General features: G+C 64.8%; 25 protein-coding genes. 21 read left to right on the forward strand and 4 right to left on the reverse strand.

Features of this window, described 5'->3' with window-relative positions; all coding sequences use genetic code 11:
* Positions 1-174: 174 nt before the first annotated feature.
* The 4 genes from Amac_RS29420 (at position 175) to Amac_RS29435 (ending at position 2,571) form a co-directional block, all read left to right on the forward strand.
* Positions 175-1,074, forward strand: a complete 900-nt coding sequence (locus Amac_RS29420; RefSeq protein WP_155357634.1) for a hypothetical protein — start codon at positions 175-177, stop codon at positions 1,072-1,074.
* A gap of 105 nt (positions 1,075-1,179) precedes the next feature.
* On the forward strand, positions 1,180-1,662 hold the full coding sequence (locus Amac_RS29425; RefSeq protein ID WP_155357635.1) for a hypothetical protein: 483 nt from the start codon (positions 1,180-1,182) through the stop codon (positions 1,660-1,662).
* Positions 1,662-2,234: a transcriptional regulator gene (locus Amac_RS57740; protein WP_307729766.1), complete on the forward strand. Its 573-nt coding sequence runs from the start codon at positions 1,662-1,664 to the stop codon at positions 2,232-2,234. Before Amac_RS29425 ends, Amac_RS57740 begins: the two co-directional genes overlap by 1 nt.
* 31 nt (positions 2,235-2,265) lie before the next feature.
* On the forward strand, positions 2,266-2,571 hold the full coding sequence (locus Amac_RS29435) for a hypothetical protein (protein ID WP_155357637.1): 306 nt from the start codon (positions 2,266-2,268) through the stop codon (positions 2,569-2,571).
* Here Amac_RS29435 and Amac_RS29440 read toward each other — a convergent pair.
* The gene (locus Amac_RS29440; protein WP_246268781.1) at positions 2,564-3,055 is read right to left on the reverse strand and encodes a metallophosphoesterase family protein; all 492 of its coding nucleotides are present in this window, start codon (positions 3,053-3,055) and stop codon (positions 2,564-2,566) included. The two genes, Amac_RS29435 and Amac_RS29440, sit on opposite strands and share 8 nt — an antisense overlap.
* A gap of 198 nt (positions 3,056-3,253) precedes the next feature.
* Here Amac_RS29440 and Amac_RS29445 point away from each other — a divergent pair, with 198 nt between their 5' ends.
* Positions 3,254-3,937: a class I SAM-dependent methyltransferase gene (locus Amac_RS29445; protein WP_155357639.1), complete on the forward strand. Its 684-nt coding sequence runs from the start codon at positions 3,254-3,256 to the stop codon at positions 3,935-3,937.
* Positions 3,922-4,599, forward strand: a complete 678-nt coding sequence (locus Amac_RS29450; protein WP_218041352.1) for a hypothetical protein — start codon at positions 3,922-3,924, stop codon at positions 4,597-4,599. The genes Amac_RS29445 and Amac_RS29450 overlap by 16 nt, the downstream gene beginning before the upstream one ends.
* Here Amac_RS29450 and Amac_RS29455 read toward each other — a convergent pair.
* Together Amac_RS29455 and Amac_RS29460 are read right to left on the reverse strand one after the other, a co-directional pair.
* Positions 4,568-4,762 carry a PASTA domain-containing protein gene (locus tag Amac_RS29455; protein WP_155357640.1) on the reverse strand — a complete coding sequence of 65 codons (195 nt, stop codon included), beginning with the start codon at positions 4,760-4,762 and terminating at the stop codon, positions 4,568-4,570. The two genes, Amac_RS29450 and Amac_RS29455, sit on opposite strands and share 32 nt — an antisense overlap.
* Before the next feature lie 234 nt (positions 4,763-4,996).
* Positions 4,997-6,184, reverse strand: a complete 1,188-nt coding sequence (locus tag Amac_RS29460; RefSeq protein WP_170322713.1) for a CaiB/BaiF CoA transferase family protein — start codon at positions 6,182-6,184, stop codon at positions 4,997-4,999.
* A 311-nt stretch (positions 6,185-6,495) separates the two neighbouring features.
* Between Amac_RS29460 and Amac_RS29465 the strand changes: the two genes are divergently transcribed.
* The 14 genes from Amac_RS29465 (at position 6,496) to Amac_RS29530 (ending at position 20,285) form a co-directional block, all read left to right on the forward strand.
* Complete coding sequence (locus tag Amac_RS29465) at positions 6,496-7,287, forward strand: ABC transporter permease (protein WP_170322714.1); 792 nt, start codon at positions 6,496-6,498, stop codon at positions 7,285-7,287.
* 74 nt (positions 7,288-7,361) lie between these two features.
* Entirely contained in the window at positions 7,362-8,126 is a 765-nt protein-coding gene (locus tag Amac_RS29470) for an ABC transporter permease (protein WP_170322715.1), read from the forward strand.
* Complete coding sequence (locus tag Amac_RS29475; RefSeq protein ID WP_155357644.1) at positions 8,123-9,283, forward strand: ABC transporter ATP-binding protein; 1,161 nt, start codon at positions 8,123-8,125, stop codon at positions 9,281-9,283. Before Amac_RS29470 ends, Amac_RS29475 begins: the two co-directional genes overlap by 4 nt.
* A 98-nt stretch (positions 9,284-9,381) precedes the next feature.
* A complete protein-coding gene (locus tag Amac_RS29480) occupies positions 9,382-10,422 on the forward strand; it encodes an extracellular solute-binding protein (RefSeq protein WP_170322716.1) in 1,041 nt (346 codons plus the stop codon).
* A gap of 39 nt (positions 10,423-10,461) precedes the next feature.
* Complete coding sequence (locus Amac_RS29485) at positions 10,462-11,280, forward strand: enoyl-CoA hydratase/isomerase family protein (protein WP_170322717.1); 819 nt, start codon at positions 10,462-10,464, stop codon at positions 11,278-11,280.
* A 61-nt stretch (positions 11,281-11,341) separates the two neighbouring features.
* Positions 11,342-12,610, forward strand: coding sequence for a CaiB/BaiF CoA transferase family protein (locus Amac_RS29490; RefSeq protein WP_155357647.1), 1,269 nt, complete (start codon positions 11,342-11,344; stop codon positions 12,608-12,610).
* Positions 12,595-13,155 carry a nuclear transport factor 2 family protein gene (locus Amac_RS29495; protein ID WP_170322718.1) on the forward strand — a complete coding sequence of 187 codons (561 nt, stop codon included), beginning with the start codon at positions 12,595-12,597 and terminating at the stop codon, positions 13,153-13,155. Before Amac_RS29490 ends, Amac_RS29495 begins: the two co-directional genes overlap by 16 nt.
* Positions 13,143-14,720 (forward strand): zinc-binding metallopeptidase family protein, encoded by a 1,578-nt coding sequence (locus tag Amac_RS29500; protein ID WP_155357649.1) that lies wholly within the window; start codon positions 13,143-13,145, stop codon positions 14,718-14,720. The genes Amac_RS29495 and Amac_RS29500 overlap by 13 nt, the downstream gene beginning before the upstream one ends.
* 148 nt (positions 14,721-14,868) lie before the next feature.
* Positions 14,869-15,693, forward strand: a complete 825-nt coding sequence (locus Amac_RS29505) for a polysaccharide deacetylase family protein (protein WP_218041353.1) — start codon at positions 14,869-14,871, stop codon at positions 15,691-15,693.
* On the forward strand, positions 15,690-16,091 hold the full coding sequence (locus tag Amac_RS29510) for a cupin domain-containing protein (RefSeq protein ID WP_170322719.1): 402 nt from the start codon (positions 15,690-15,692) through the stop codon (positions 16,089-16,091). Before Amac_RS29505 ends, Amac_RS29510 begins: the two co-directional genes overlap by 4 nt.
* A gap of 56 nt (positions 16,092-16,147) precedes the next feature.
* The gene (locus Amac_RS29515; protein WP_155357651.1) at positions 16,148-17,014 is read left to right on the forward strand and encodes a MerR family transcriptional regulator; all 867 of its coding nucleotides are present in this window, start codon (positions 16,148-16,150) and stop codon (positions 17,012-17,014) included.
* A gap of 50 nt (positions 17,015-17,064) precedes the next feature.
* The gene (locus Amac_RS29520) at positions 17,065-17,988 is read left to right on the forward strand and encodes a dihydrodipicolinate synthase family protein (RefSeq protein WP_218041354.1); all 924 of its coding nucleotides are present in this window, start codon (positions 17,065-17,067) and stop codon (positions 17,986-17,988) included.
* Positions 17,985-19,202 carry a CaiB/BaiF CoA transferase family protein gene (locus Amac_RS29525; RefSeq protein WP_155357653.1) on the forward strand — a complete coding sequence of 406 codons (1,218 nt, stop codon included), beginning with the start codon at positions 17,985-17,987 and terminating at the stop codon, positions 19,200-19,202. The genes Amac_RS29520 and Amac_RS29525 overlap by 4 nt, the downstream gene beginning before the upstream one ends.
* 198 nt (positions 19,203-19,400) lie before the next feature.
* Complete coding sequence (locus Amac_RS29530; RefSeq protein ID WP_170322721.1) at positions 19,401-20,285, forward strand: ornithine cyclodeaminase family protein; 885 nt, start codon at positions 19,401-19,403, stop codon at positions 20,283-20,285.
* On the opposite strand, the gene Amac_RS58095 is transcribed toward Amac_RS29530, so the two are convergent.
* Positions 20,234-20,617, reverse strand: coding sequence for a lantibiotic dehydratase (locus Amac_RS58095; RefSeq protein ID WP_155357655.1), 384 nt, complete (start codon positions 20,615-20,617; stop codon positions 20,234-20,236). The two genes, Amac_RS29530 and Amac_RS58095, sit on opposite strands and share 52 nt — an antisense overlap.
* 485 nt (positions 20,618-21,102) lie before the next feature.
* Between Amac_RS58095 and Amac_RS29540 the strand changes: the two genes are divergently transcribed.
* Positions 21,103-23,241: a prolyl oligopeptidase family serine peptidase gene (locus tag Amac_RS29540; protein WP_155357656.1), complete on the forward strand. Its 2,139-nt coding sequence runs from the start codon at positions 21,103-21,105 to the stop codon at positions 23,239-23,241.
* Positions 23,242-23,289 lie beyond the last annotated feature (48 nt).

The following is a 23,289-nucleotide window of genomic DNA, read 5'->3' on the forward strand; positions in this document are numbered from 1 at the left end:
TCAGATCCAATGGATGACATACACGCATATTTCGACGCAGCGGTGCTTCTTTGAGCGCCTGTCCCCTATCGTCGGATAAGCGGCAAACGGCTGGTCCGAGCACTCGGCCCACTCCGGATGTCTAGCTAAGCAGCCCTATGTCGCTGTTGTGGCGCAAGTTACCAAGGGTGCGAGATGTCCAACGATGCAAAAGCGGCCGGGCTGCTCCTTCGCCGCATGCTCACCGAGCGTGCGGAGTACCGGGCGAAGTGGCAGTACCAGCAGAAACGGAGATCATCATCGGATATGAACCGGACTGCCGTCGCGGAAGTGATCACACAGTATCTGTGGGCTGAGGGCGAGCGTCATGAGTCCAAGACGGCTCGCCACATGAAGGACCGCGTGGGCCGTGCGCTCGCGGGCCAGGTGATGAGCCCGGAGACGCTGGAGTGGTTCATCACGGCATTCGAAATGCCTACCGAAGATCAGCGAATGTTGGAGGAGGCATATCTGCACGGAATGCTCCCGACCGACCTGCCGCCCGCCGATACCCTGCAGAAACGGCAATCGCTCCCTCGCCCCCAACGGCACCGCACGATGATGGCCTTCGAGCGCCGGACCATCGACGTCACCGGACGGGCCGCATCCCACCACTCCCTCCGCACCATCATCGCCTGCGAGGACGGAGTGGATCGCTATCCCTGTTTTCTCTCCCCCCGCATGGCCGGCATTCGCGTCATCCATGGCGGTCGTGTCGTCACCCCTTACCGCCCACCCGTCATCGAGATCGCACTCGCCCGGTCGCTGCGGGAAGGCGAGACGACGTCATTGGAGTACCGGCGCGATTTCGAGCAGATCGGTGGCGTCGACACCGAGTACCGCCGCGTCGCCAACGGACGCGCGCAGAACCTGGGAATCGTCGTCCAGTTCCACCCGCACCGCTTGCCGAGCAAGGTCTGGTGGGCCACCTGGGATGCCCACCGTGGCGGCAACGTGGTGGAGGAGCAGCCGGTATCCCTCGACGCTGACCATCGGGCCCATCGATTCCTGCCCTACATGAAGAACGCCGCCGCCGGTTTCCATTGGGTCTGGTGACCACCGATCAGCGCGGGTGTGCCGGGGCTCCCTCCGACAGAAAGTACTTGACGATGTGGAAAGTGAAAAATACTTTCCAAGTAGGAAAGCCAAGAGGAGGTCATCATGCACATCACCCCCGAAGAGGCGGCGCAGTCGCTGGCCCAGATCCGCGAGACGCAGCACAGGGCGCTTCGATCCGCACCCCCGATGTTCCCGTCCTGGTACGTCGTGGCGGTCTGGGTCTTCATCACGGGCGTACAGTTCTTCACCGAGGTCACCCCCCTGTGGGCGCTCTGGATCGCCATCCCTGTTCTCTCAATCGGGCTCATAGCCGCCGTGCTCAAGTTCGTCATGGAGGTTCGGAACCAGTCCGTGCGCCCCCATCCCTCCGTGGTGGATCCATGGGCATGGGGTGGCTTAGCGATCTGGATCGTCCTCACGGCACTCGGAAGCACGGGATTGGCGCTGGGGTTGCAGGCGCTCGGCGTCGCGTACCCGCGAACCGTGATGGGCGTCACAATGACCGTGATCGTGGTGATCACCACGCCTATCCTGACCCGATGGATGTCCATGCGGACCGTTCGCCGGGCGGAAATGAAGAACTGATGACCCCGCAACTCGATCCGGTCATCCACGCCCCGACCCGGCTGCAGATCGTCTCCCTGCTCGCCGCCGCCGAGGAGGCCGAGTTCGCCTTCGTGCGCGACAGCCTGGACATCAGCGACTCGGTGCTGTCCAAGCACGCCAGCGCCCTAGAGGCGGCCAGGTACGTGAAGATCCGCAAGGGACATGTGGGCAAGCGCCCGAGAACGTGGTTCAGCCTGACGCCCGTTGGCCGCAAGGCGTACCAGAACCACGTGGCCGCCCTCCAAGGCATCGTCGCTCAGTCCGGCCTCTCGGTCGTTGACGTGCAAGCCGGACAAAGCTGGAGTGCCGATCTCCTGGGAGCGGCAATGGAGCAAGCCGTGATCGACCCTCATGACGTACGAGCCAGCGACCAGGACCGGGACAAGGTGGCCGAAATGCTGCGTATCGCAGCCAGCGACGGCCGCATCACCATGGACGAACTGACCGAGCGCATCGAGCGCACCTACACTGCGCGAACAATCGGCGAGCTGGCTGTGATCGTGGCCGATCTGGGGCCGACCAACGTGCTGTCATCGACCCCGATGTGGTAGGCCAGCTGTTTCGGCCGGCAAGAGAACGAGAATGAGCGTTTATCCGGCTGGCGACCAGTGGGCGCGGCTCATTTCACACGGTTTCGAGGCCAGGTTCGGTGCCATGTGGGTGGAAGGCGATGATCCCGAGGGCACCGCGCACGAGTTACGGGCCGATCCGGCCACTCGGCTGGACTGCGATCTCCAGACCGCCATGCGCTGGTACCAGGCGGATTCCCGACGGGGCCTGGGAAGACTGAGGGCCGGGGGTTCGCTGGCTACTGGAACGGCAATCCACGCCTTGGCGTACGTGCGAGTCGCCGGAGTTTCTGCCGCGATCCACGGGCTGGTCAGGTGACGGGTACGATCTTCGCCTCTGTGAGCGTGCCGTTCTCGATCTGCAGCAATCCCAGTGTGCCGTGCGGCTGGCGTCTGCGGTCGGTGGGTGAGCCCGGGTTGAGGATGCGCAATCGGTCGGCGGTCTGGTCGATGGGGATGTGGGAGTGGCCGAAGACCACCAGTTCGGCTTCGGGGAATCTGGCCCGCATTCTGGCCAGCCGCCCTTTGGCCTGGCCGCTGTCGTGGATCATGGCCACGCGCAGGCCGCCGAGCGTCAGCTCCAGTGTCTGCGGGGCGTGGACGTCTGGGCCGTCGTTGTTGCCCTTGACGGCGTGGACGGGCGCGTAGGCGGCCAACTCGTCCAGGACCCAGCCCACGCAGACGTCCCCGGCGTGCAGGATCGCGTCGGCACCGCGCAGGTGCTCGGCCACTCTGGGAGGGCACGTCTTCCAAAAGCGCGGCGCGTGTGTGTCTGACAGTACGACGACCTTCATCACTTCCATGATGCGGCAGAAGGTCTGCGGTCAGGACGGTGAGGTGGCGGACCTCGGTCATGGCGGTGTGGGCGGAGGCAGGCGCTGCAGGACCCTGATCAGGGACAGGTACTTCTGGTCTACACCGCGACCCCGGGAACCGAGAGCTACGAGAACTCAAGCTCCTGTCCGCGGTTCGGAGATCGTCAACCCGGTGGAATCACAGGCATGATGGCACCGTCCCGTGTTCTTCAAGCGCTTGACCGGTTCAATGCCGCCCACCCTTGGGACCACAATGCTCACTATCACCACTGGATCCTGCGACAGCTTCCCAGAAGTTTCGGGAGCGCCCTCGATGTCGGCTCCGGCAGTGGTGATCTGGCCCGGCTCTTGGCTACCCGCGCCGAATCGGTGTACGGAATCGACGCCGACGCCGCGATTGTTGCCCGAGCGCGGGACTCGACATCCTCGGCTTCGGTGCGATTCGCGGTCGGAGACGCGCTGACCGATACGCCGCCCGGTCCGTACGACGTGATCACGTGCGTCGCCGTGGTTCATCATTTACCGTTCACGGACGCGATCACCCTGTTTCGCCGGCAGCTGGCGCCCGGCGGAACCTTGGTGATCGTTGGCGTGTCCCGTGCGCACAGTCTGAGTGATCATCTACTCGGGCTCGCAGCCGTTCCGCTGAACCTGCTGATGGGCTGGCTCAAGAACAAGGGCCGCCGGGCCGCCAGGCCGATCTCGATGAACGCCCCGACTCGACCAGCGGCCATGACATTCCCAGATATCGTCCGCGAAGCCAGTGGAGTACTGCCCGGGGTGCGGTTGCGTCGTCGGCTGTTCTGGCGTTACACGCTGGTTTGGCATCACAGGCCGTCTGGAACGGTGAGTTCGTGTACGAGTCCGTAGATGATCAGCCCCAGCCGCTGTCGACCTGCTGGAATTACTGGATCGCGGTTTCTACCGGCGATCAGGCGGGCGTCATGGAGATCTTGGGTCTGACCGAGCCCGAGCCCGTGTCGTTCGCGGCCGCCGCGGAGATCATCGACACTGACGGCCACAATGGGTATCTGGGTCGCGTCTTCGTGACACCTGAAGTCGGTGGCTGGACGCTCGTCATGGGTGCTTGGTGTGATCCTTACGGCATTGAGCGGCGCGAAGACGTGCTCCGGCTGTGTACGGAACTCAGCGAACGCTATAGCCGGGCGCACGCCTATTACTACAGCGAGCAGGCCGACGGTTCGGCGTGGCTCGTCACCGAGAACGGCATGGTGGTACGGCGGTACGCCGCCGCCGGGGAGCCGGGGGACGAACTGCTGGCACTCGGTGAACCACTGCCCGTGGAACAGGCGAAGCGGACCGAGTTGGGGCTGCCGACCCAGTGGGATCCGGCCGCGGAGGACGACGAGGAGTGGTTGGGCGCCGCGTTCGAGTTGGCCCCGGAGGTCGCCTCGGCGCAGGGTGTGAGTCCGTTCGTCCTCACGGCCGACACACCGTGGAGTGGGGTGGGCGTCTTGGCGGTTACGCCGTACGGGGGCGCTATTCGCCGATCTTCTTTGCCCAGAGGGTGACGACTGTGGAGATGGGGAGCGTCTGGTCCGCTGGGGGTTCTTGGCGGGTGACTATCCAGTTTCGGTCGTTGACCTGGAAGCGGTTCTGGCCGGTGGCGTCGCGGTCGCGGAGGAGGTAGAAGCCGGCGGCCTGCATTGTGTCTTGGGCCTGCTGGAGGTTCATGCGGATCCTTCACCTTTTCAGCGGTCGGCCAGGCCGAGGTAGAGCTGCTCGACGAGTTCGGCGGCGTCCACACTCTTGGGTGCGGCCATCGCTTGGTCTCTCCTTCGTTGCTTGGTCGTTTGGAAGGATCAAGCGATGGCCGCCCGTATTTCCGCCATCGCTACAAGTTGGCGATTCGTACACCACTTCCGCGAACGTGACCGCGGACAACACACCCGTCCGACAAGATGGCGGTCAGACGACTCTTTCGGCTCGCAGTTCGGCGATCTCCGACTCGGTCAGGTGGAGTGTCCGAAGTTCGGCGTCGGTGTCGGCGCCAAGGCGGGGAATCCGGAGTTCTGCTGGCCGGCGTGGGCCTAGGCCCAGCACATTGCCGATCGCGTGGAAGTCACCGAGTTCGGGGTGCGAGGTGGTGTACAGGATGTCGCGAGCCTGAATCTGCGGGTCTGCCATGGCGCCGCTCATGGTGTTCACCGGCGCTGCGGCGATCTGTTCGCGCAGGAGGTCGGCGATCCATTCGTCGCGGTTGCGCGTGCGGAACGCCTCCCGGATCGCCTGGTCCTGATCGGCCGGCGGGAGATCCGCGTCGGCAAGATCCGGACGTCCCAGGACGGCGCACAGGGAGCGCCAGAACTTGTCCTCGGAGGCGGCCACTGCGATCCATCCGCCGTCGGCGCTCTGGTAGAAGGAATATCCCGGGGCCGGGCCGAGGAACCGGGATAGGCCTCGCGGCTGGAGGTCGGTGCTGCGGGCCGGCTCGATGCCCCCACCCCAGTAGTCGGCAAAGGCCTGGATCATCCACGAGACGGCACCGTCGAGCATGGAGATCTCGATCGCGCGCCCCTTCCCGCTGGCGCTGCGCGCGATGATCGCGGCGAGGATCGCGACGACCGCTCGCTGGCCGGACTCGAGGTCTGCGATGGGTAGCGGGATGAGGCGGGGCTGGTCGCCCATCAGGGATGCGGCTCCGGTTACGGCGAGGTAGTTGTGGTCGTGACCCGGGAGGTTCGCGTAGGGGCCGGTGGAGCCGTACCCGTTGATCGCGCAGTAGATGAGGTGCGGGTGGCGCGCAAGCAGGCGGTCGGCTCCGAGGCCGAGCCGAGCCATGACGCCGGGGCGGAAGCTCTCGAGTAGCACGTCCGCGCCCGCGCACAGTTGATCCAGCAGGTCGACGCCGCGTGCCGTCTTGAGGTTGAGTGTCATCGAGCGCTTGCCGTGGTTGAGGAGTGCGAACAGATAGCCGACATCCGTGTTGTTGATCCGTGGACCCGACTCGCGGAGGTAGTCACCGCGAGTGGGCTCTTCGATCTTGAGGGCATCGGCGCCAAGATCGACGAGTAGCCGAGAGGCGTAGGGGCCCGGCATGAGCCGAGACAGGTCCAGCACCTTGATCCCGGCCAGCGGCGCGTCGTCAGTGGTCATGTCACTACCTTCTCGTGTCGGTGATCGTCGGCCACGTACCGGGTCAACCCAGGTCGGGCAACCCCTACCGTAACCCTGCAACCTTCTGTAACATACGGCTACACGATTACTGGAACATAGTTGCAGTAACTCTGTAACAACCCGTAAACATTCAGGCGGGATGGTCTCGGTAACGAAGTCGGCGGCCCGAGGGCCCAGGTGGAGAGGCATCAGAGGCAATGGAAGGAACAGGCGCGGAGGCGGTCGAGCCGCTTAGGAGCCCGCCGCTCCCGGAGCGCGGCGGCCGTGCGCCTATCAGTGGGTGGTCGCTCATGGCGATTCCCGGTCTGGTGGTTCTCGCACTCACAGCGCTCGCTCCGTTGGGCTGGATCCTCGTGCGCAGCGTCGCGGACGGCGGATGGGACGACTACGGGCGGCTGTTTGCTCATTCGTACCTGGCGAGCTTCCGGCAGACGATCTACATCGCGTTCGTTGTCGCCATCGTCACGACGGCGCTCGCCTACCCGTTCGCATACGCGCTCAAGACCGGCCCCAAGTGGCTTCGTGCCGTCCTGGTCGCCACCCTGGTCATCTCCTTCGCCTCGGCGGACGTATCACGTACGTTCGGCTGGCAGACGTTGCTCCAGAACACGGGCGTGATCAACGTGCTGCTGAAGTCGGTTGGCGTGATCGAACAGCCGCTTCCGCTCATGTACAACGACTTCGGCACGGTTCTGGGGACAAGCAGCGTCCTGCTTCCCTTCGGGGCCATGACGATCTACGCGAATCTCCGCAACGTCAATACCGATGTCGTCTTGGCTGCGCAAACGCTCGGCGCACGTCGGCTCACCGCCGTCATGCGCATTCTTGTCCCGATGACCGTTCCGGGCATCGCCGCGTGCGCCGGGCTGATTTTCGTCCTGACCCTGGGCTTTTACGTGACCCCGGCCAGGCTCGGTGATCCGAAGCAACCGATGATCAGCGGGCTCATCGTCGACTCTGCGAGCTTCGGTGACTTCGGCCGCGCCGCCGCGATGAGTGTCGTGCTGCTCGTACTCGCGGTCATCATCGGTGGCCTGGTGTCCGGCGGGGCATCGCTGTTGGGGAAGCGGTCGTCGAAATGAGCGGAAACTATCGGATGCGGGCCGCGGGAATGCTCCCCGCCCTCCTGGGATGCGTCCTTGCGCTCGCTCCCCTCGTGATCCTGGCGATCATGTCGTTCAGCGGGCAGAACAATCTGCTGTTCCCGCCGGACCACTACTCGACGAAGTGGTACGGCGAGCTGGTGTCCGACAGCGCTTGGTCAGATGCGATCAAGACCAGCACCGGAATAGCCGGTCTGAGCACCGTGCTTGCGGTGGTGATCGGGATCCCGACCGGACTTGGGCTCTCGCGTGGTCTGCTCGGCCGGATCACCGCCGTCCAGGCGCTCGTGGCGACGCCGCTCGTGCTTCCGGTTGTCAGCATGGCGTTCGGCTTCTATTTCGTGTCGGCCTATCTCTCGATCCTCAATACGCCGTTCCCCCTTGTCCTGTTCCAGCTCGGTCGCTCGCTTCCACTCGTGATCCTCACAGTGATCGCCGCGGACAAGGGCCTGGATACGGTCTACGAGCGAGCAGCGCGCACGCTCGGGGCCTCCTTCAGCAAGACGATTCGGACGATCGTTCTGCCGCTCATCGCGCCCGGGATCGTCGCCGGGACCGTGTTCGCGTTCATCCACTCCTGGGGCGATGTGACCGGTCCGATCTTCCTCGGATCGCCAAGGGCCAACCCACTTCCCCTGCAGATCTGGAACAGCATCAGCTTCACACTCACGCCGATCCTCGCGGCCGCGACCACCTTCTTGTCGCTCGGCGGGCTCGCCGTCGCGGGGGTTGTCTCAGTTCTGTACGTCCTACGCCGACGCAGGCTCTCCGATTCGGTCGTTGAAAGCGCCATCCTTCGTCAGGAGTCCAGCAAGTGAGTTCTCGACCTGATCGTCCTGGGGCCCCCGTCCAGCTTTCGGGCGTCTCCAAGTGGTACGGCGCCAAGCAGGTGCTTCGGGGCATCTCGCTTTCCGTGGCGAGCGGAAGCTTCACGAGCCTGCTCGGCCCTTCCGGATCGGGGAAGACGACGACGCTCGGCACCGTTGCGGGGCTCGTCAAGGCCGACCAGGGCAGCGTGCTGATCGATGACCGCGACGTCACGCGCGTGAAGATGGAGCATCGCGACATCGGGTTCGTGTTCCAGAACTACGCGCTCTTCCCCCACATGACGATTGCGAAGAACGTCGCCTTCCCGTTGCGCATGAGGCGCCTCGACCGACGCCAGATTTCAACGCTTGTGCACGAGGCGCTCGAACGCGTCCGACTCGACGGCCTTGGTCACCGCTATCCGTCGGAGCTATCGGGAGGTCAGTCGCAGCGGGCCGCACTCGCCCGTGCCATCGTCTTCCGCCCGCGGGCCCTGCTCCTCGATGAGCCGCTCGGGGCACTCGATGCCGCGCTACGCACGTATCTGCAGAGGGAGATCGTCGAGATCGCCCGAGAGATCAACGCCACCGTCCTCTACGTAACGCATGACCAACAGGAGGCGCTCTCCATGAGCGACCAGGTCGTGCTCTTCCGAGACGGTGCCATCGAACAGTTCGGCACGCCTCACTCGCTCTACCACGCCCCACAGACGCGATTCTCGGCCCAGTTCATCGGGGCCGGCTGTCTACTCGACGGTGTTGCGGCGCAGACGGGGGGCGGCTGGTGCCTCGTTCGTCCGACCGGCGAGAAGCTTGCGTTGGGCAACGCAGACCTCACGGAGGGTGCGGCCGTGGGAGTGCAGATTCGCCCCGAAATGGTCCGCGCGAACGAGATTTCGGAGCCCGTCCCCGCGGGATGGAATCTGCTCGGCATCGGCAGGGTCACGGACATGATCTTCAAGGGCGAGTACGTACAGAACCTCGCCGAACTCACCACCGGGGAGTGCGTCGAGTGGCGCACGACGGACATGACCCCGAACTGGAGGCCAGGAACGCACGTGAACCTGCTGCTCTCCGAGCAAACCGCATTGAACCCGATCGTCGAGCCGGTCGCCGGCCCGCAGATCAATGAGCCTGTGAGCGCCAATCCCAGAGCCGCGGTGCGTTGACGGACGCTGAACCGCGGCAGAAAACCTGAAACCCACCAGAAAGGACTGCAATGAGAACAGTACACGGACTGCGCCTGCGACGCAGCCGCGCATACTCCATGGCCGCAGCATTCGTCGCCGTCGTGACGGCGACGGCGGTCGCCGGCTGCGGTGCGAGCTCGGACGAGACTTCGGGCAGCGGCGAGCAAACCACCCTGGTCTTCGCGGGCTTCGGCGGAGCGATCGCCGACGCGGAAGCAGAGGCCTTCTTCAAACCCTTCGAAAAAGAGACCGGCATCAAGGTCAACTACACCAACGCACCGGACTGGGGGCAGTACACGGCCGCGATCCAGGCCGGCGACACCAAATGGGACGTCCTGGCGATCGACGCACAAGCGGACGACCTCGAGAAGTACTTCGAGAAGCTTGACTGCACGATAATCTCGTGCAATCAGATCCTCGACTACAGCAACGTGACCGATTACTCGACGATCGTCTACACCTACGCTGCGGCACTTTGCTACAACCGTGCGGGTCTCAACGGCAAGGAACCGACGAGCTGGGCGGACTTCTTCGATCTGAAGAAGTTCCCCGGCAAACGCGTCATTCAGAATACGAGCGGCAACCGGATCAACCTGCTCGTCGGCGCCATGATGGCGACCGGCGCGACGCCCGAGACGGTGACACCGTTCGATCTCAACCGTGCGTTCGCCGAACTCGACAAAGTCAAGGGTTCGATGATGGTCACGGACGGCCAGCCCGCGACGACCCAGGCCGTGCTGGGCGGCGAGGGCGTCATGGGCACCTGCCAGGACTCGCAGGTCGCGGCCGTCGACCCTGACCTCAAGACCATGGGAATGATGTGGAACGGCCACGTCGCGGGCGGTGCGGCCATCCAGATCGCCAAGGGGTCGAAGAACGTGGCGGCCGCACAGAAGCTCATCGCCTACATGACAAGCGCGGAGCACAACGCAGAGCTTTCATACCACCTTGTGGCCGCACCTTCGAACAAGACGGTGCTCGACAAGGCGAACCCTAAGTGGTCGAACTGGTACGCGACGGGGATGACCGACGTTCAGTCGATTCAGTATCCGTGGCCGTACGTCCGCCAAAACGGCACCAAGATCCAGGACGCCTTCACGGCCTGGATCGCCGGCTAGGCCTGCCATTCGGTGCGCCTCGGACCACTGTCCCGGACATTGAACGGTGGCCTGGGAGAAGGAGAGGTTCTGAATCCCGTGAATAATGCAAAAACGCTGAAGTCGGCATTCGACATCGAGGTGCGCGAAGGCGTCCTGACGGTGTGGATCAACCGTCCGGCGAGCCTCAACGCCCTCCGCAGCGGGGACAAACTCGAGCTCGCGACGATCATTGAAGGGGTTGCGCCGGACGTACGCGTCATCCTCATCCGGGGTGTCGGCACCCGTGCCTTCTGCGCGGGAGCCGACATCAAGGAGCTGGCGAAACACTCCGTGGGCAGTGGTGTGGCGTCGCTTTCCGCGGAGGCACGACTGTTCGACGCCTTCCTCAGGTGCCCACTTCCGATCGTGGCCATGGTCAACGGCTACGCGCTCGGGCTCGGGCTGATCATCGCGTGTGTGTGCGACGTCATCCTCGCAACGGAGGACGCGGTCTTCGGCATGCCGGAGGTGCGCAATTCGGTTCCTGCGGGAATGCAGACGCAGTTGCTCGTGGACATCATCGGTCTCAACCGGGCGCGCTACCTGCTCTACACCGGCGCCCAGCTGTCCGCCGCCACAGCGAGAGAGGCCGGATTGGTCTCCGAGATCCTTCCGGATCTCGACGCGATCGAAGCGCGAGCCGGCGAGCTCGCGGCGACGCTGAAGTCGCTGCCGAAAGAGGGGCTCGCACTTCAGAAACGTGTTGTCGACAGCTGGATCCGCAATCCCTTCAACGCCAACATCGAAGGGAATCTGTATCTTGCGGCCTCCGCGTTCGGCGACGCCACTCCAGCCAACGAAATCGGCCGATTCCTCGCCAAGAAATCGGGGTCATAGGTATGCCCCGACCGGACTCGGTCCCGAGAAGCCAGGGACGAGCGGCAGTGGGACGATTCGCATGACCGCCGAATCCGCCGCCCGGCCCCAACCGCTCACCGGCATCAAGGTCGTTGCCTTCACCCAGTTCCTCGCCGGACCGGCGTGTGCTCAGTACCTCGCCGACATGGGGGCGTCGGTGGTGAAGATCGAGCACCCCGACGGTGCGTTCGAACGACGCTGGTCCGGCGCCGAGGTCTTTCCATCCGGCACCGGTGGCCTGTTCCTGCTGGGGAACAGGGGATGTCGAAGCGTTGCGATCGACCTCAAGCATCCGGAAGGCCTGCGAATCGCGCGCCGGTTCCTGACCGCCGCTGATGTACTCATAGAGAACTTCCGTCCGGGCGTGATGGAGCGGCTCGGTCTCGGCTATGACGCCGTCCACGATCTGAACCCCGCGCTTGTCTACGCATCGATCTCCGGTTTCGGACCCACACAGGTCGGCGTTCCCGGTCAGGACCTTCTGATCCAGGCCAGAAGCGGCATGATGGCGATCACGGGACGCCAAGGTGATCCACCGGTCCCGGCCGGCGCGCCGGTCGTTGACGTGCACACCGCGTCGCTCACCGCGGTGGGGATCCTCGGCGCCCTGTTCCAGCGCCAGCGCACGGGACGAGGGCAACACGTCGGAGTCTCGATGGTTGAGGCGGGGATGGACCTCCAGATGGAGCCGCTGTTCTACCACATGAACGGCGGAGCGTTGGAGCGGCCGCGGAGCCCGGTCGGATCGAGTTTCCACGATGCCCCGTACGGCGTCTACCAGACGAGAGACGGCTATATCGCGCTATCGATCGTTCCGCTGGACGCGTTGGAGCGCGTACTGCAACTGCCTCCGGGAACACTCTCCCCGGCCGGGGAGCGTCCCTCGTTCGCACAACGCGACGACATCGCCCTGCGGCTGGTCGGGGAACTCGTGCGCTACGACACGCAGGACCTCCTCGACAGGTTTTCGCGCCAGGACATCTGGGCGGCGGCGGTCAACGACTACGAGGCGGCACTCGCCGACCAGGCCATCGGCGACGCCATCCAGCTCATCGAACTGACCCCGCTTGCGTCCGGTGGACAGCCGACCAGAGCGATCGGTCACCCCATCCGCTACGACGGAGCGCACCCCGACGTGGCGGTGACTCCACCGCGGCTCGGGGAGCACACGGCGCAGCTGCTGGGCGAGCTGGGGCTGTCACGGCAAGAGATCGACAAACTCCGAGACGACGGTGTTATTCGGATGGCGAGCGAAACGGACGGCGACTCGCGCGGTCGCCGGAAAGGCGCATCGTGGGAACGGAGATAGAGCAGAGACTCGCGCGGCTCGAGGCGATCGAGGCCATCTCACGACTGCAGTACGACTACGGCATCGCGTGCGACGACGGCTACCACCCCGAACGTCTGAGCGCCATGTTCACCGAGGACGCCGTCTGGTCCAGGACGCTCGGCGATGGTGACGCGACGCGGGAGTTCGTCGGACGGTCTCGGATCGCAGCGCACTTCTCGGAGTCGCCCAAACGGTTCCTCTGGGGAATGCACAACTGCCTCCCCATCCGGATCGACGTGGAGCCGGGAAGTCGGCGCGCTTTCGGCGTCTGGCGGCTGCTGATGCCATGCGTCGTGCTCCTCGACGGCGAACCCACCGACTTCTGGGTCGCCGGTCGCTATGAGAACGACTACGTCGAGCACGACGGCGTCTGGCGATTCCAGACCGTACGCATGATCTACGAGGTTGCGGCACCGATCCGGTCCGGATGGCCGCCGAGGCTGCTGGATCCTCGGCTGTTCGCCGCGTCACACGTTCAACTGAAGAACTACGAGCAGCAGGGAGACGCGAAGTGTCAGGCCTGAGTGAAGCGCAGCGCAGTGCGGTCGAGGCCGTCGATGAGATCAGCGCCGAGCTGTCGGAGTTCCACATGCAGATCTGGTCGTTGGCGGAGCCGGCGTGGCGTGAGTATCGCTCCGCCAGGCTCTATGTCGACCGGCTGCGGGAGGAGGGCTTCGAGGTGGAGGAGGGATCGGGCGGTATGCCGACGGCATTCGCCGCCCGATGGGGGGACTCCGGCCCGGCCATCGGCATGTATGCCGAGTACGACGCGAGCCCGGGCTACTCGCAGGAGCCGGTGCCCTACCGCAGTCCCCGCGCCGGGTTCCATCCGCTCGCTCCTGGATTCACCGATGCGCACTGTGCGCTCGGTGTTGGCGCGCTTGCCGGAGCGATCGCGACGAAGCGTGCGCTCGAGCGCTCCGGGATACCGGGTCAGGTCCGGTTCTTCGGCGAACCCGCGGAGAAGGTCTCCGGGTCGAAGGTGGTCCATGCGACCAAGGGGTACTACGACGATCTCGATGCCGCCATCAGCTACCACCCCTTCTTCCACACGTGCGTTCGGTGGGACTACCAGAACGCGATGTACTCAGCGGTCATATTCACCTTCGAGACACTTCCCGATGACGAATGGGTCCAGGCTCCCCCGTCGATCACGTCCTACGGTCCGCAGTCGGCGGCGAAGCCGCCGGGGGCTCTCGACGCGCTGGGCCTCATGTTGACGGCGACCAAGTACGTCAAGGAATCACTGTTCCCGCACATGGGGTTGTGGCGGCTCAATGAGTCGATGCCCAACACGAGTCAGGCCACTGCGGACAATCTGCCGATCCGCTTCACTCAGATCCAGTACAGCTGGTCCTCGCCGCTGGCAGAGCTGCAGGACAGCATCCTCGACGCACTCAAGCGCAACGCACGGCACGCGGCGGGGATCGCGCACTGCAAGGTCTCGATGCGTTGGGTGAGCCGGACCCGTCCGGCCCTGGTCAACCATGCAATGGCGGCCACGGTGAACAAATACCTGCACGAGCTCGGCCCGGCCACCTTCAGCGAGGAGGTGTACGAACACGCCCGTGCGCTCGAGGCCGAGCTGGGTTTCGAGCCCAGCGCCGACCCGTTCCTGCGCTCGGTACACGTCATCACCGAGCCGCAGGAGTGGGACGCGATCCAGAGATCCAAGCTCCCGCCATGGCAGGAGTGCACGGGGTCGGACGACTACACTGAGTACTCGTGGCATGCGCCCGTCGCCAGGGTGTTCACGGCCAAGCCGACGCTGCACGCGGTGGGCGACATCTTCCACTGGGCGAACAACACCATGAACGGCATCCCAGCGGCGATCGATCCCACGTGGATCTACGGCGGGAAGACGCTCGCCCTCAGCGCGCTGGAATACTTCGAAAACCCCGAGCTTCGCAAGGAAGCGAGGGAGGAGTTCCTGCGCCGGCGTGACAACGCCGACGAGCGGTTCCACTCGCCGCTGCTGCCAGCCGATTTCAAGCCGCCGATCGATCTTCCCTGGCCCGAGTATGTCGAAACCGCGAGGGGTTTGAGTTGGCAGCTGCCAACCACTCAAAACTTCGGTGAGGAACTCTGAGCATCCACAGCACGTGCCGGGCGGCGGCCTCGCCGCGCCCGGCACCCGCTCGAGAGGAGAACGGATGAACCAGGATTCGGGCCGCGACTTCGTCGGTTACGGTCCACGCCCGCCGGCTGGTCCATGGCCGAACGGCGCCCGAGTCGCGGTGTCGATCGTCGTCAACTACGAGGAGGGCGGAGAGATGACGCACCTCCAGACCTCCGCCCCCGCGGAGACCTCATGTGAGTGGCCCGACTACCCGTTCCCGGCGGGAACGCGCAACCTCGCCGTTGAGTCCATGTTCGAGTACGGCTCTCGCGTCGGGGTGTGGCGAGTCCTGCGAACGATCGACGACTTCGAGGTTCCGTCGACCGTCTTCGCCGCGGCCGTGGCCCTGGAAGCCAATCCGGAGGTCGCCGCATATCTTCGCGCGAGCGACGTGCACGAGGTCTGCAGCCACGGCTACCGGTGGGAGGAGGTGTTCCGGCTGACAGAGGAGGAGGAGCGGGCACACCTCCTCGCCGCCGTCGACAGCATCGAACGAACCACCGGACGCCGACCGGTCGGTTGGTACAGCCGCTACGGAGCAAGCGAACGGACACGAAAGCTCGTCGTCGAGGAGGGCGGTTTCGAGTACGACTCCGACAGCTACGCCGACGACACCCCCTACACCGTAACCGTCGACGATCGGCCCTGGGTGGTTGTGCCGTATTCGCCGGATGTCAACGACCTCAGATTCTGGCAGTCGAACGGTCCGTACCTGGCCCGCGACTTCTTCCGGTACGCCGCAGACTCGCTGGACGTCCTGTACGAGGAGTCCTCCAGTTCCTGCCGGCTCATGTCCGTCGGATTGCATCCCCGTATCATTGGCCGCCCTGGGCGAATCTCGGCACTTCGTGACTTCATCGACTACGCCGCCCAGAAGGACGGCGTATGGTTCGCGACGCGTGCGGAGATAGCGGCTGCGTGGAAGGCACGTGGGGAGGCATGAGCGACCCGGCTGTTCCGGTACGGCGCCTCCGGCTCGAAGAGGACGAGCGACTGCGCCCCAGCGTTGTGGTACAGCGAGTCCTGTCCATTATGCCCGACGTCGAAGCCGCGGACTCGGCGGCGATTCACATCGGTGTGACGGTCATGTCCGCCGGGGCCGCGACGGAGCACTTGTGCCACTCCATCAGCGAGTTCATCTATGTCGTCGACGGGGAGCTGGTCATGACGCTCGACAGACGCGACCTGCTGCTGTCGGCTGGTGACTATCTGACGATCCCGGCGGGTCGGTGGCATGCGTTTCGGAACGAGACCGCACAAATCGCCCTCATGCTCTTCGCGTTCGAGCGCAACCCTACGATGCTGACGTCGAGGAGAGCCCCCGCTTCGCAGAGCTCATAGGTGCTTGCAACGGGCGGCGATCGATCTAAGTCGCACGGGTGATCGTTGGAGAGGCCATGACAGACGGACGTATCTTCGCAATTGCTGAGGTTGCGAAGACTATCGGCGTAAGCACTGGGACCATCCGGGCGTGGGAGGAGCAGGGCCTCCTCTCACCGCTGCGCGACGAGCAGAACCGGCGCATGTACACGGCCGATGACCTCGTCAGGCTCCGCACGATCCGATGGTGGCGTCGTGTTCGACAGGTGAACGCGGCGGCAATACGTGCCATCCTCGACGAGGAGGATGGGGCCCGTGCCGAATCCGAGAGCACGTGGTCCGCTCCCGCTACCGGCGAAGAGGAGACGGACGGCGCGTACTACCGGGGGCTTCGCAAGGCCGCCGGGCTCACACTACGCGAGGTGAGCGCACGGTCAGGGCTGAGCGTTTCCTTCATCAGCTCGATCGAGCGTGGGGTCGGCGCGATGTCGCCGACATCGAAGGCTCGGCTGACCAGCGCGCTCATGGGGAACCCACCGGTGGACGTGCAGCCGCATTCGGGAACGCACTCGGCCGGGACCGGCCGGGTGCTCCAGGTCGCGCCGGGCATCCAGTACGAGTGGCTGTCCGAGCTCAACGGTCTGCTCGAGCCCCAGTTAGTCACCCTCGCCCCTGGCGCAGCGAGTGAGGGAACCTACCAGCACGACGGCGAAGAGTTTCTCTTCGTGCTCGAGGGGCGCATGCGCCTTTGGCTGGGGAGTGATGTCCTCGTCCTCTCGCAGCAGGACAGCACCCATTTCAGCAGCCATGTCGCTCACCGCTGGGCAAACGACGCCGCCACGACGACGCGTGCGCTATGGATCACCACCGAACGCGGTGTCTGGAACATGTCGTCGACTTCGCAGCATCCAGTGACAGATGCGCACGACAACCACAAGAAATAGGGATCATGGAGAAGAACACCGAGTCGCCTGAACTTACCCTTCCCGCTGGCGTGTGGCCGGCCGCACTGACCCCGTTCTCCCACACGCTGGAGATCGATCGGGAGGCATTCGTACGCCATGTCACGGCGCTTACTCAGGCGCCCCACGTTACTGCCATTGTCGTCAACGGTCACGCAGGTGAGGCGTCGAGTCTCAGCCAGGCCGAACGTCTGGAACTCATCGCATTGGCGAAGGCTGCTGTCGGGACACAGGTAGCCGTGATCTCCGGCGTCATCGCGGATGCGACGGACGAGGCCGAATCGCTCGCCGGCGAGTTCGAGCGGGCGGGCGCGGACGGGATCCTGCTGTTCCCGCCGTCCGGGTTCCGGCTCGGGGTGCAGGATCGGCCGGACATGGCGGTGGAGTTCGTCCGCTCCGTCTCGTCCGCGACGTCGCTCCCAATCTGTCTATTTCAGTACCCGCTCAGTTCCGGCATGGGCTACCCGACCTCGCTGCTTCGGACGATCTGTGAGCAGGTCGGCGCCGTGGTAGCCGTGAAGGAGAGCAGCGACTACCCGGCCGACTACGAGCGCAACTGCGCGGCGCTCGCGGATCTCGGGCGACCGGTCCGGATCCTCTCCTCCAACAACGCCTGGCTGTTCGCCTCGCTGGCCATCGGCGGAGACGGCATCATCTCCGGCATCGGCAGTGTCGCCGCTCCCATTCTCAGCGATATCTACGACCGCGTCCTCGCCGACGACCTTGTCGAGGCACGCGCGGCGCAGCGCAGACTCTTCGCGCTTACCGAAGTGCTTCTTGCTCCACCTTTGTGCGACTCGCACACCCGGATGAAGGTCATGTTGTGCGAACTCGGGATCTTTCCCACGGCGACCGTGCGCGGCCCGCTGCTCCCGATAACCGATCCCGGCGAGGTGCAGGCACTATCGCGGGCACTCGACGCAGCCGGTCTGCGCGCGACAACGGCTTCACGATGAAGGCGGGGCAGCAGATGAATGAAGGTCTGCTCTCGGGCGTGCGAGTCGTGTCGTTCACGCACTTCTTCGTAGGAGCCGGAGCGGCACAGTATCTGGCCGATCTCGGGGCCGAGGTAATCAAGGTCGAACCGGTCGGTCGCGGTGCATGGGAGCGGTCGTGGTCACCGGGAGGCACGATGTTCGGCGACACGAGTCTGCTCCTCATGATGGGCAGCCGGAACACTAAGAGCATCGCTGTCGACCTCAAGTCCGACGAAGGACGGGCGGTAGCGCTCGACCTGGTCAAATCTGCCGACATCGTCATCCAGAACTATCGGCCGGGGATTCTGGCGAAGTTCGGCCTCGACTATGCGTCGGTGTCGCACCTGAACCCGGCTCTCGTCTACGGATCAGCGTCGGGCTACGGGCTCAACAGCCCGTTCGCCGACCTGCCCGGTCAGGACTACCTCCTCCAGGCTGAAGCAGGGATGCTGTGGATGTCGCAACGCGCCGGCAGCATTGCCCACTACGGCGCTCCGATCGTCGACATGCACACGGCCACCCTGCTCGCGTTCGGCGTCACCGCGGCGCTCGTGCGGAGCCGGCAGACCGGTATCGGAGAGCACGTCGAAGTCGAGATGCTGCGTGCGGCACTCGAACTCCAGGCTGAGCCGCTATCGGTATACCTCAATGGGGGGAGATACGAACATCGCTCAGTTCCGCTGACCGCCAGCTACACGGTTGCGCCGGGAGGTGTATACCCAACCTCTGACGGGCACATCGCGCTCTCCCAGTCGCCGCTGGCGGATGTGCTCGCCGCGATGGAAATTGAGATCGATCTGAGCGACCTCGGCGACCTGGCCGACGAGTTCGGCGATGCGTTCGACGCCCGTGAACAGATCTACTCGCGAATCGCGCCGCACTTCCTCGGCCGGACGTCGGAGGAATGGATCGGAATGCTCCGAGCGAAGCGCATCTGGTGCGCGCAGGTCACGAGCTACGAGCACATAGCCGAACATCCGCCGGTCAGCGCCCTTGATCCTTTCATTACTGTCGATGTCGAGGGGGGGTCAGGAGTGCGGCTCGTCGGGCACCCGATCAGCTACGGCGGTCGCACTCCAGCGCCTGAGTCGGTCGCGCCGGCCCTTGGGGAGCACACGTCGCAGATCCTCGCAGGCATCGGCTACTCGGCGGACCGGATCGAGCAGTTGTACAAGAGCGGCGCGGTGGCGTGATGGTGGCGCGCACCGATTCGACCCGGCTGGCGTCCGCTCCTCGTCGTAGCGGACGGGGCGGATCATCCGCCGGTCCTGACCGCTTGCAGCCCGCACGACACGAATTCCCCGGCCGCGGCCGCCCTGCCGAGGCTCCCTAAGCGGAGGTGCCCAGTTTCTGCTATCCCATTCCTCGACGCGGACGAGATGGTCGCCCGGTTGCCCTGGCCCAAGGTGATCGACGCGCTCGAACAGGCCGTTCCCGCCGCGTTCGGAGCCGGACAGTTCTTCGATCGTTTCGCCATCCCCACCATCGGCGGTGAGCTGCTCGTGATGCCGGCCGCCGGCGAGAACGCGGTCGGGGTCAAGCTCGTCGGCGTGGGTGCGGAGAACGGGCGGCACGGGCTTCCCCGCGTGCAGGCTCTCTACGTCCTGTTCGACGCCCGCAACCTCTCGCCACTCGCCATCCTCGACGGCACCAGCCTCACCACCCTGCGGACCGCCGGCCAGTCAGCGATGATCGTCCGAAGACTGGCCCCGCAGAACGCACGTCACCTGATCGTCTTCGGTTCGGGACCGCAAGCCCGCGCGCATGTCGAAGCCATCTGCTCGGTCAGGCCCATCGAATCCGTCCGTATCGTCGGCCGACGCCCCGAACCGGTGGCCGTACTCTGCGCCCAGCTGAGCTCCGACCGGCTCGACGTCCGAGCGGGTACTCCTGACGACGTGCCGACGGCGGACGTCGTCGTCTGCGCGACCACCTCGCCGACACCTGTCTTCGACGGAAAGAGCCTGGGAGAGCACGTGTGTGTAGTCGCGGTCGGCTCGCACACTCCCGATGCCAGCGAACTGGACCACACCGTGTTCTCCCGGGCTTCTCTTGTGCTCGTCGAACATCGCCAGACCGCGCTGCGTGAAGCCGGCGACATCATCAAGGCCCTCGCCGCTGACGTGCTACAAGCCGGCGAGATCAGGGACTTCGGTGACCTCGCGGCCGGACAGGTTCATCCGGTTGCCGGGATCTCGATCTACAAGAGCGTCGGCATGAGTTATCAGGACCTGGCAGTCGTCGAGGAAGCACTGCAGACGGCGGTTTCACGGTGACCGGCCCGCTGACCAGCGTGCTTTCGGCGAGGTAGGCCAGCGGGGAGATCCAGCGTGAGCCGGAGGACGGCGAGAGCGGCCGAAGAGGGTGTGGGTGAAGCGTTCCGGCGGCCGTCCCGCTCGAAGGCGAGGTTGTTGGCCGTCACTGTCAGGCGCCGCCGCAGCGCCGTCTCGCCCTCCAGCTGGCGAACGACTGCGGTAAGCCATTCTGCTGTAACACGGACTCTCGGGCGGTGCGCGTTCCCGATGCGCCGGAACAGGATGGACGCAGCGACCCGGAATTCCCCGTGCCAAGGCGCTCCGCGACGTTCACGACCCGAGATGCGAAGCATTGCTCGACGGCACCTTGTTCTGTGGGACGGAGGTGAGCGTCATCCTCGACCCCGCCCGCTGACACCAGCGGTAACCATCACTTGCTCTTGGTCTCAGGATGGGAGAGCTTTCGTCTGTCCGTGGATCTATCTCGAAAGGTCCCAAGTTGCTTTTGGGTGAGGATTGATCTCCCGTATCGTATTCCAGTATTCATTCTTTTCTTGCGTGAATTTTAGTGCGTTCATTGTCGAGAGTGATGCGCGTGTTTATCGATCGTGGCCACGGGGATGTCTGTTGCCGAACTCGCTCATTCTGGGCGAATCAACAGATTCGGGAGGCTGAAATGAACGGCTACCTGCCGTACAGCTCTACCGGTCCGGCTCCCCGCGTTGGGGGTGTACGCAACTGGCAGGCGGACATTCTTCGCGGTCAGTCGTAAGTGAAAGAACCGAGGTACTGCGTGCGTAACAGGCCGCAGTACCTCGGGCCTGTGGCAGGCGGGGCGATGCATCTGGGGGCGTTTATGGCACGATTGTTTTACCCTGCCGCGTGGCGCAGCGATGTGGTGGAGGATCTGTTCGGATTTCCGGTCCCCGATCCCTATCGGTGGTTGGAAGACGGCGATGACGCACGTGTGCGGGACTGGGCCGCGGCCCAGGATCGTCTCTTCGACGCGTATCGCGCCGGATGGCGTGAGCAGCAGTCGTGGGCGTCTTTGGTGGATCAGGTGTCCTCCTTCGGCGTGTCGGAACCGCCGATGGTGCGTGGTTCGGTCATGTTCCTTGCCGAACAGCTCCGGGAGGATGAGCAACGGCGCCTGCTCGCCATCGACGCTGAGCGGAACAGGCGGGTGCTGGTCGATCCGGTGGAGATCGATCCGTCCGGGCATACCGGGCTGTATGCCTGGTGGCCATCACGCGAGGGCGAACGCGTCGCTGTGCAGATGGAGGTCGCCGAGCAGCCTGGCAGCGAAATCATGGTGGTGGACGTTCGTACCGGGGAGACAGTGGACGGGCCGTTGCCGCGCGCCCGCAACACCTCGCTTGCCTGGCTGCCGGGAGGGAACGCGTTCTACTACGTCAGTCGTGTTCCCGATGAGGAACTGGCCCCCGGCGACATGCGGTTGCATCGGCGGGTGAGGTTGCATCGGGTCGGTTCGCCCTGGCAGACCGACGCGGTGGTGTTCGGCGGCGACGATGCCCCAGACCACTATTACGGGCTCACGGTCAGCGCTGACGGCCGTTGTCTGGCGATCACCGCGACGGTCGGGCCAGCCTCACACAACGATGTGTACGTGGCCGAGCTCGTCGATCCGGAAGCCCCGCATTTCATCAAGATCGTGGACGGATCTACCCTACGAGCCCGCGTTCTCCCGCGCTTCCTCGCGGACAACAATCTGCTGCTGGTCACCGACTACCAGGCCCCGTGTGGCCGCATCTGCATGGCGTACCGGCACGACACCGACCCGGCCGCATGGCGCGCGCTGGTAGCCGAAGATCGCCAAGCCCCCTTGGACGAGTGTCTCGTCCTGGACGATCCCGCGCTTCCGCAGCCCCTCCTGCTGGTGGCACGCTCCCGCCACGGCACCTCCACCCTGACACTGCACGACCTCGCCACTGGCCAGCCGCTCACCAGCCTGCCCCTCGCCGGCGCGGGCGTCGTGTCATCCCTGCGGACCACCATTCCCCACGGACATCGCGCATGGTTCAGCTACTGCGACGTGACCACTCCCCCCACGATTTATCGCTACGACGCCATCAGCGGGAGGACGGAGCAGGAAACCGGCGCCACAACAGCCGGACGTACCGGAGAAATGCGAAGCAGCAGCGTTCGTTATCGCGCCGGTGACGGCACCGAGATCACGCTGTTTCTGTTCACCCCGGCCGAAGAACATGAGGGCCCTCGTCCCACCCTCCTGTACGGCTACGGCAGCTTCGGCATGCCGATGCGTCCATGGTTCTTCCCCCTGGCAGCCGCATGGGTCAGCGCCGGCGGCACCTACGCGGTCGCCTGTGTGCGCGGAGGCGGAGAAGAAGGCCAGCACTGGCACGACGCCGGCCGTGGATCATACAAACAGCGTGCGATCAGCGACTTCAACGACGCCGCGACCTGGCTCATCGACACCGGTCTGACCACCCCCGACCAACTGGCGATCTTTGGCCAGTCCGCAGGCGGGCTACTGGTCACCGCCGCTGCCACACAGCGACCAGACCTGTACGCCGCGGTTGTCGCCGAAGGCCCACTGTGCGACATGGTGCGCTACGAACACTTCGGCCTGGGATGCACGTGGACGGATGAATTCGGCACCGCCGCCCAACCCGAAGAACTCCAATGGCTTCTCGGATACTCGCCGTACCACAACGTCACGCCCGGAGTCCTTTATCCCGCATTCCTCTTCGTCGGCGCGGTAACCGATTTGCAGACCGGAGAGGCCCACGTCACCAAGATGTGCGCGGCCCTTCAACACGCCACCGGCAGCGACCGGCCGATCCTCATGCGTCGAGAACCCGACACCGCCCATGCCGCCTCTCCCGCGAGCAAAGAACGTGCTCTGACTACGGATATCCTGGCCTTCGCCGGGAATTACACCGGCCTCGAAAAAACAATCACGCGTGTTCACGAGACTGCCGTAGAACCACACTGAGAATGAGTGGTTTATGTGCGCGAGGGAAGGCTCACGGCAAGGTGTGCC

Source organism: Acrocarpospora macrocephala, from assembly GCF_009687865.1.
In the GTDB taxonomy this organism is placed as follows: Bacteria; Actinomycetota; Actinomycetes; order Streptosporangiales; family Streptosporangiaceae; genus Acrocarpospora; species Acrocarpospora macrocephala.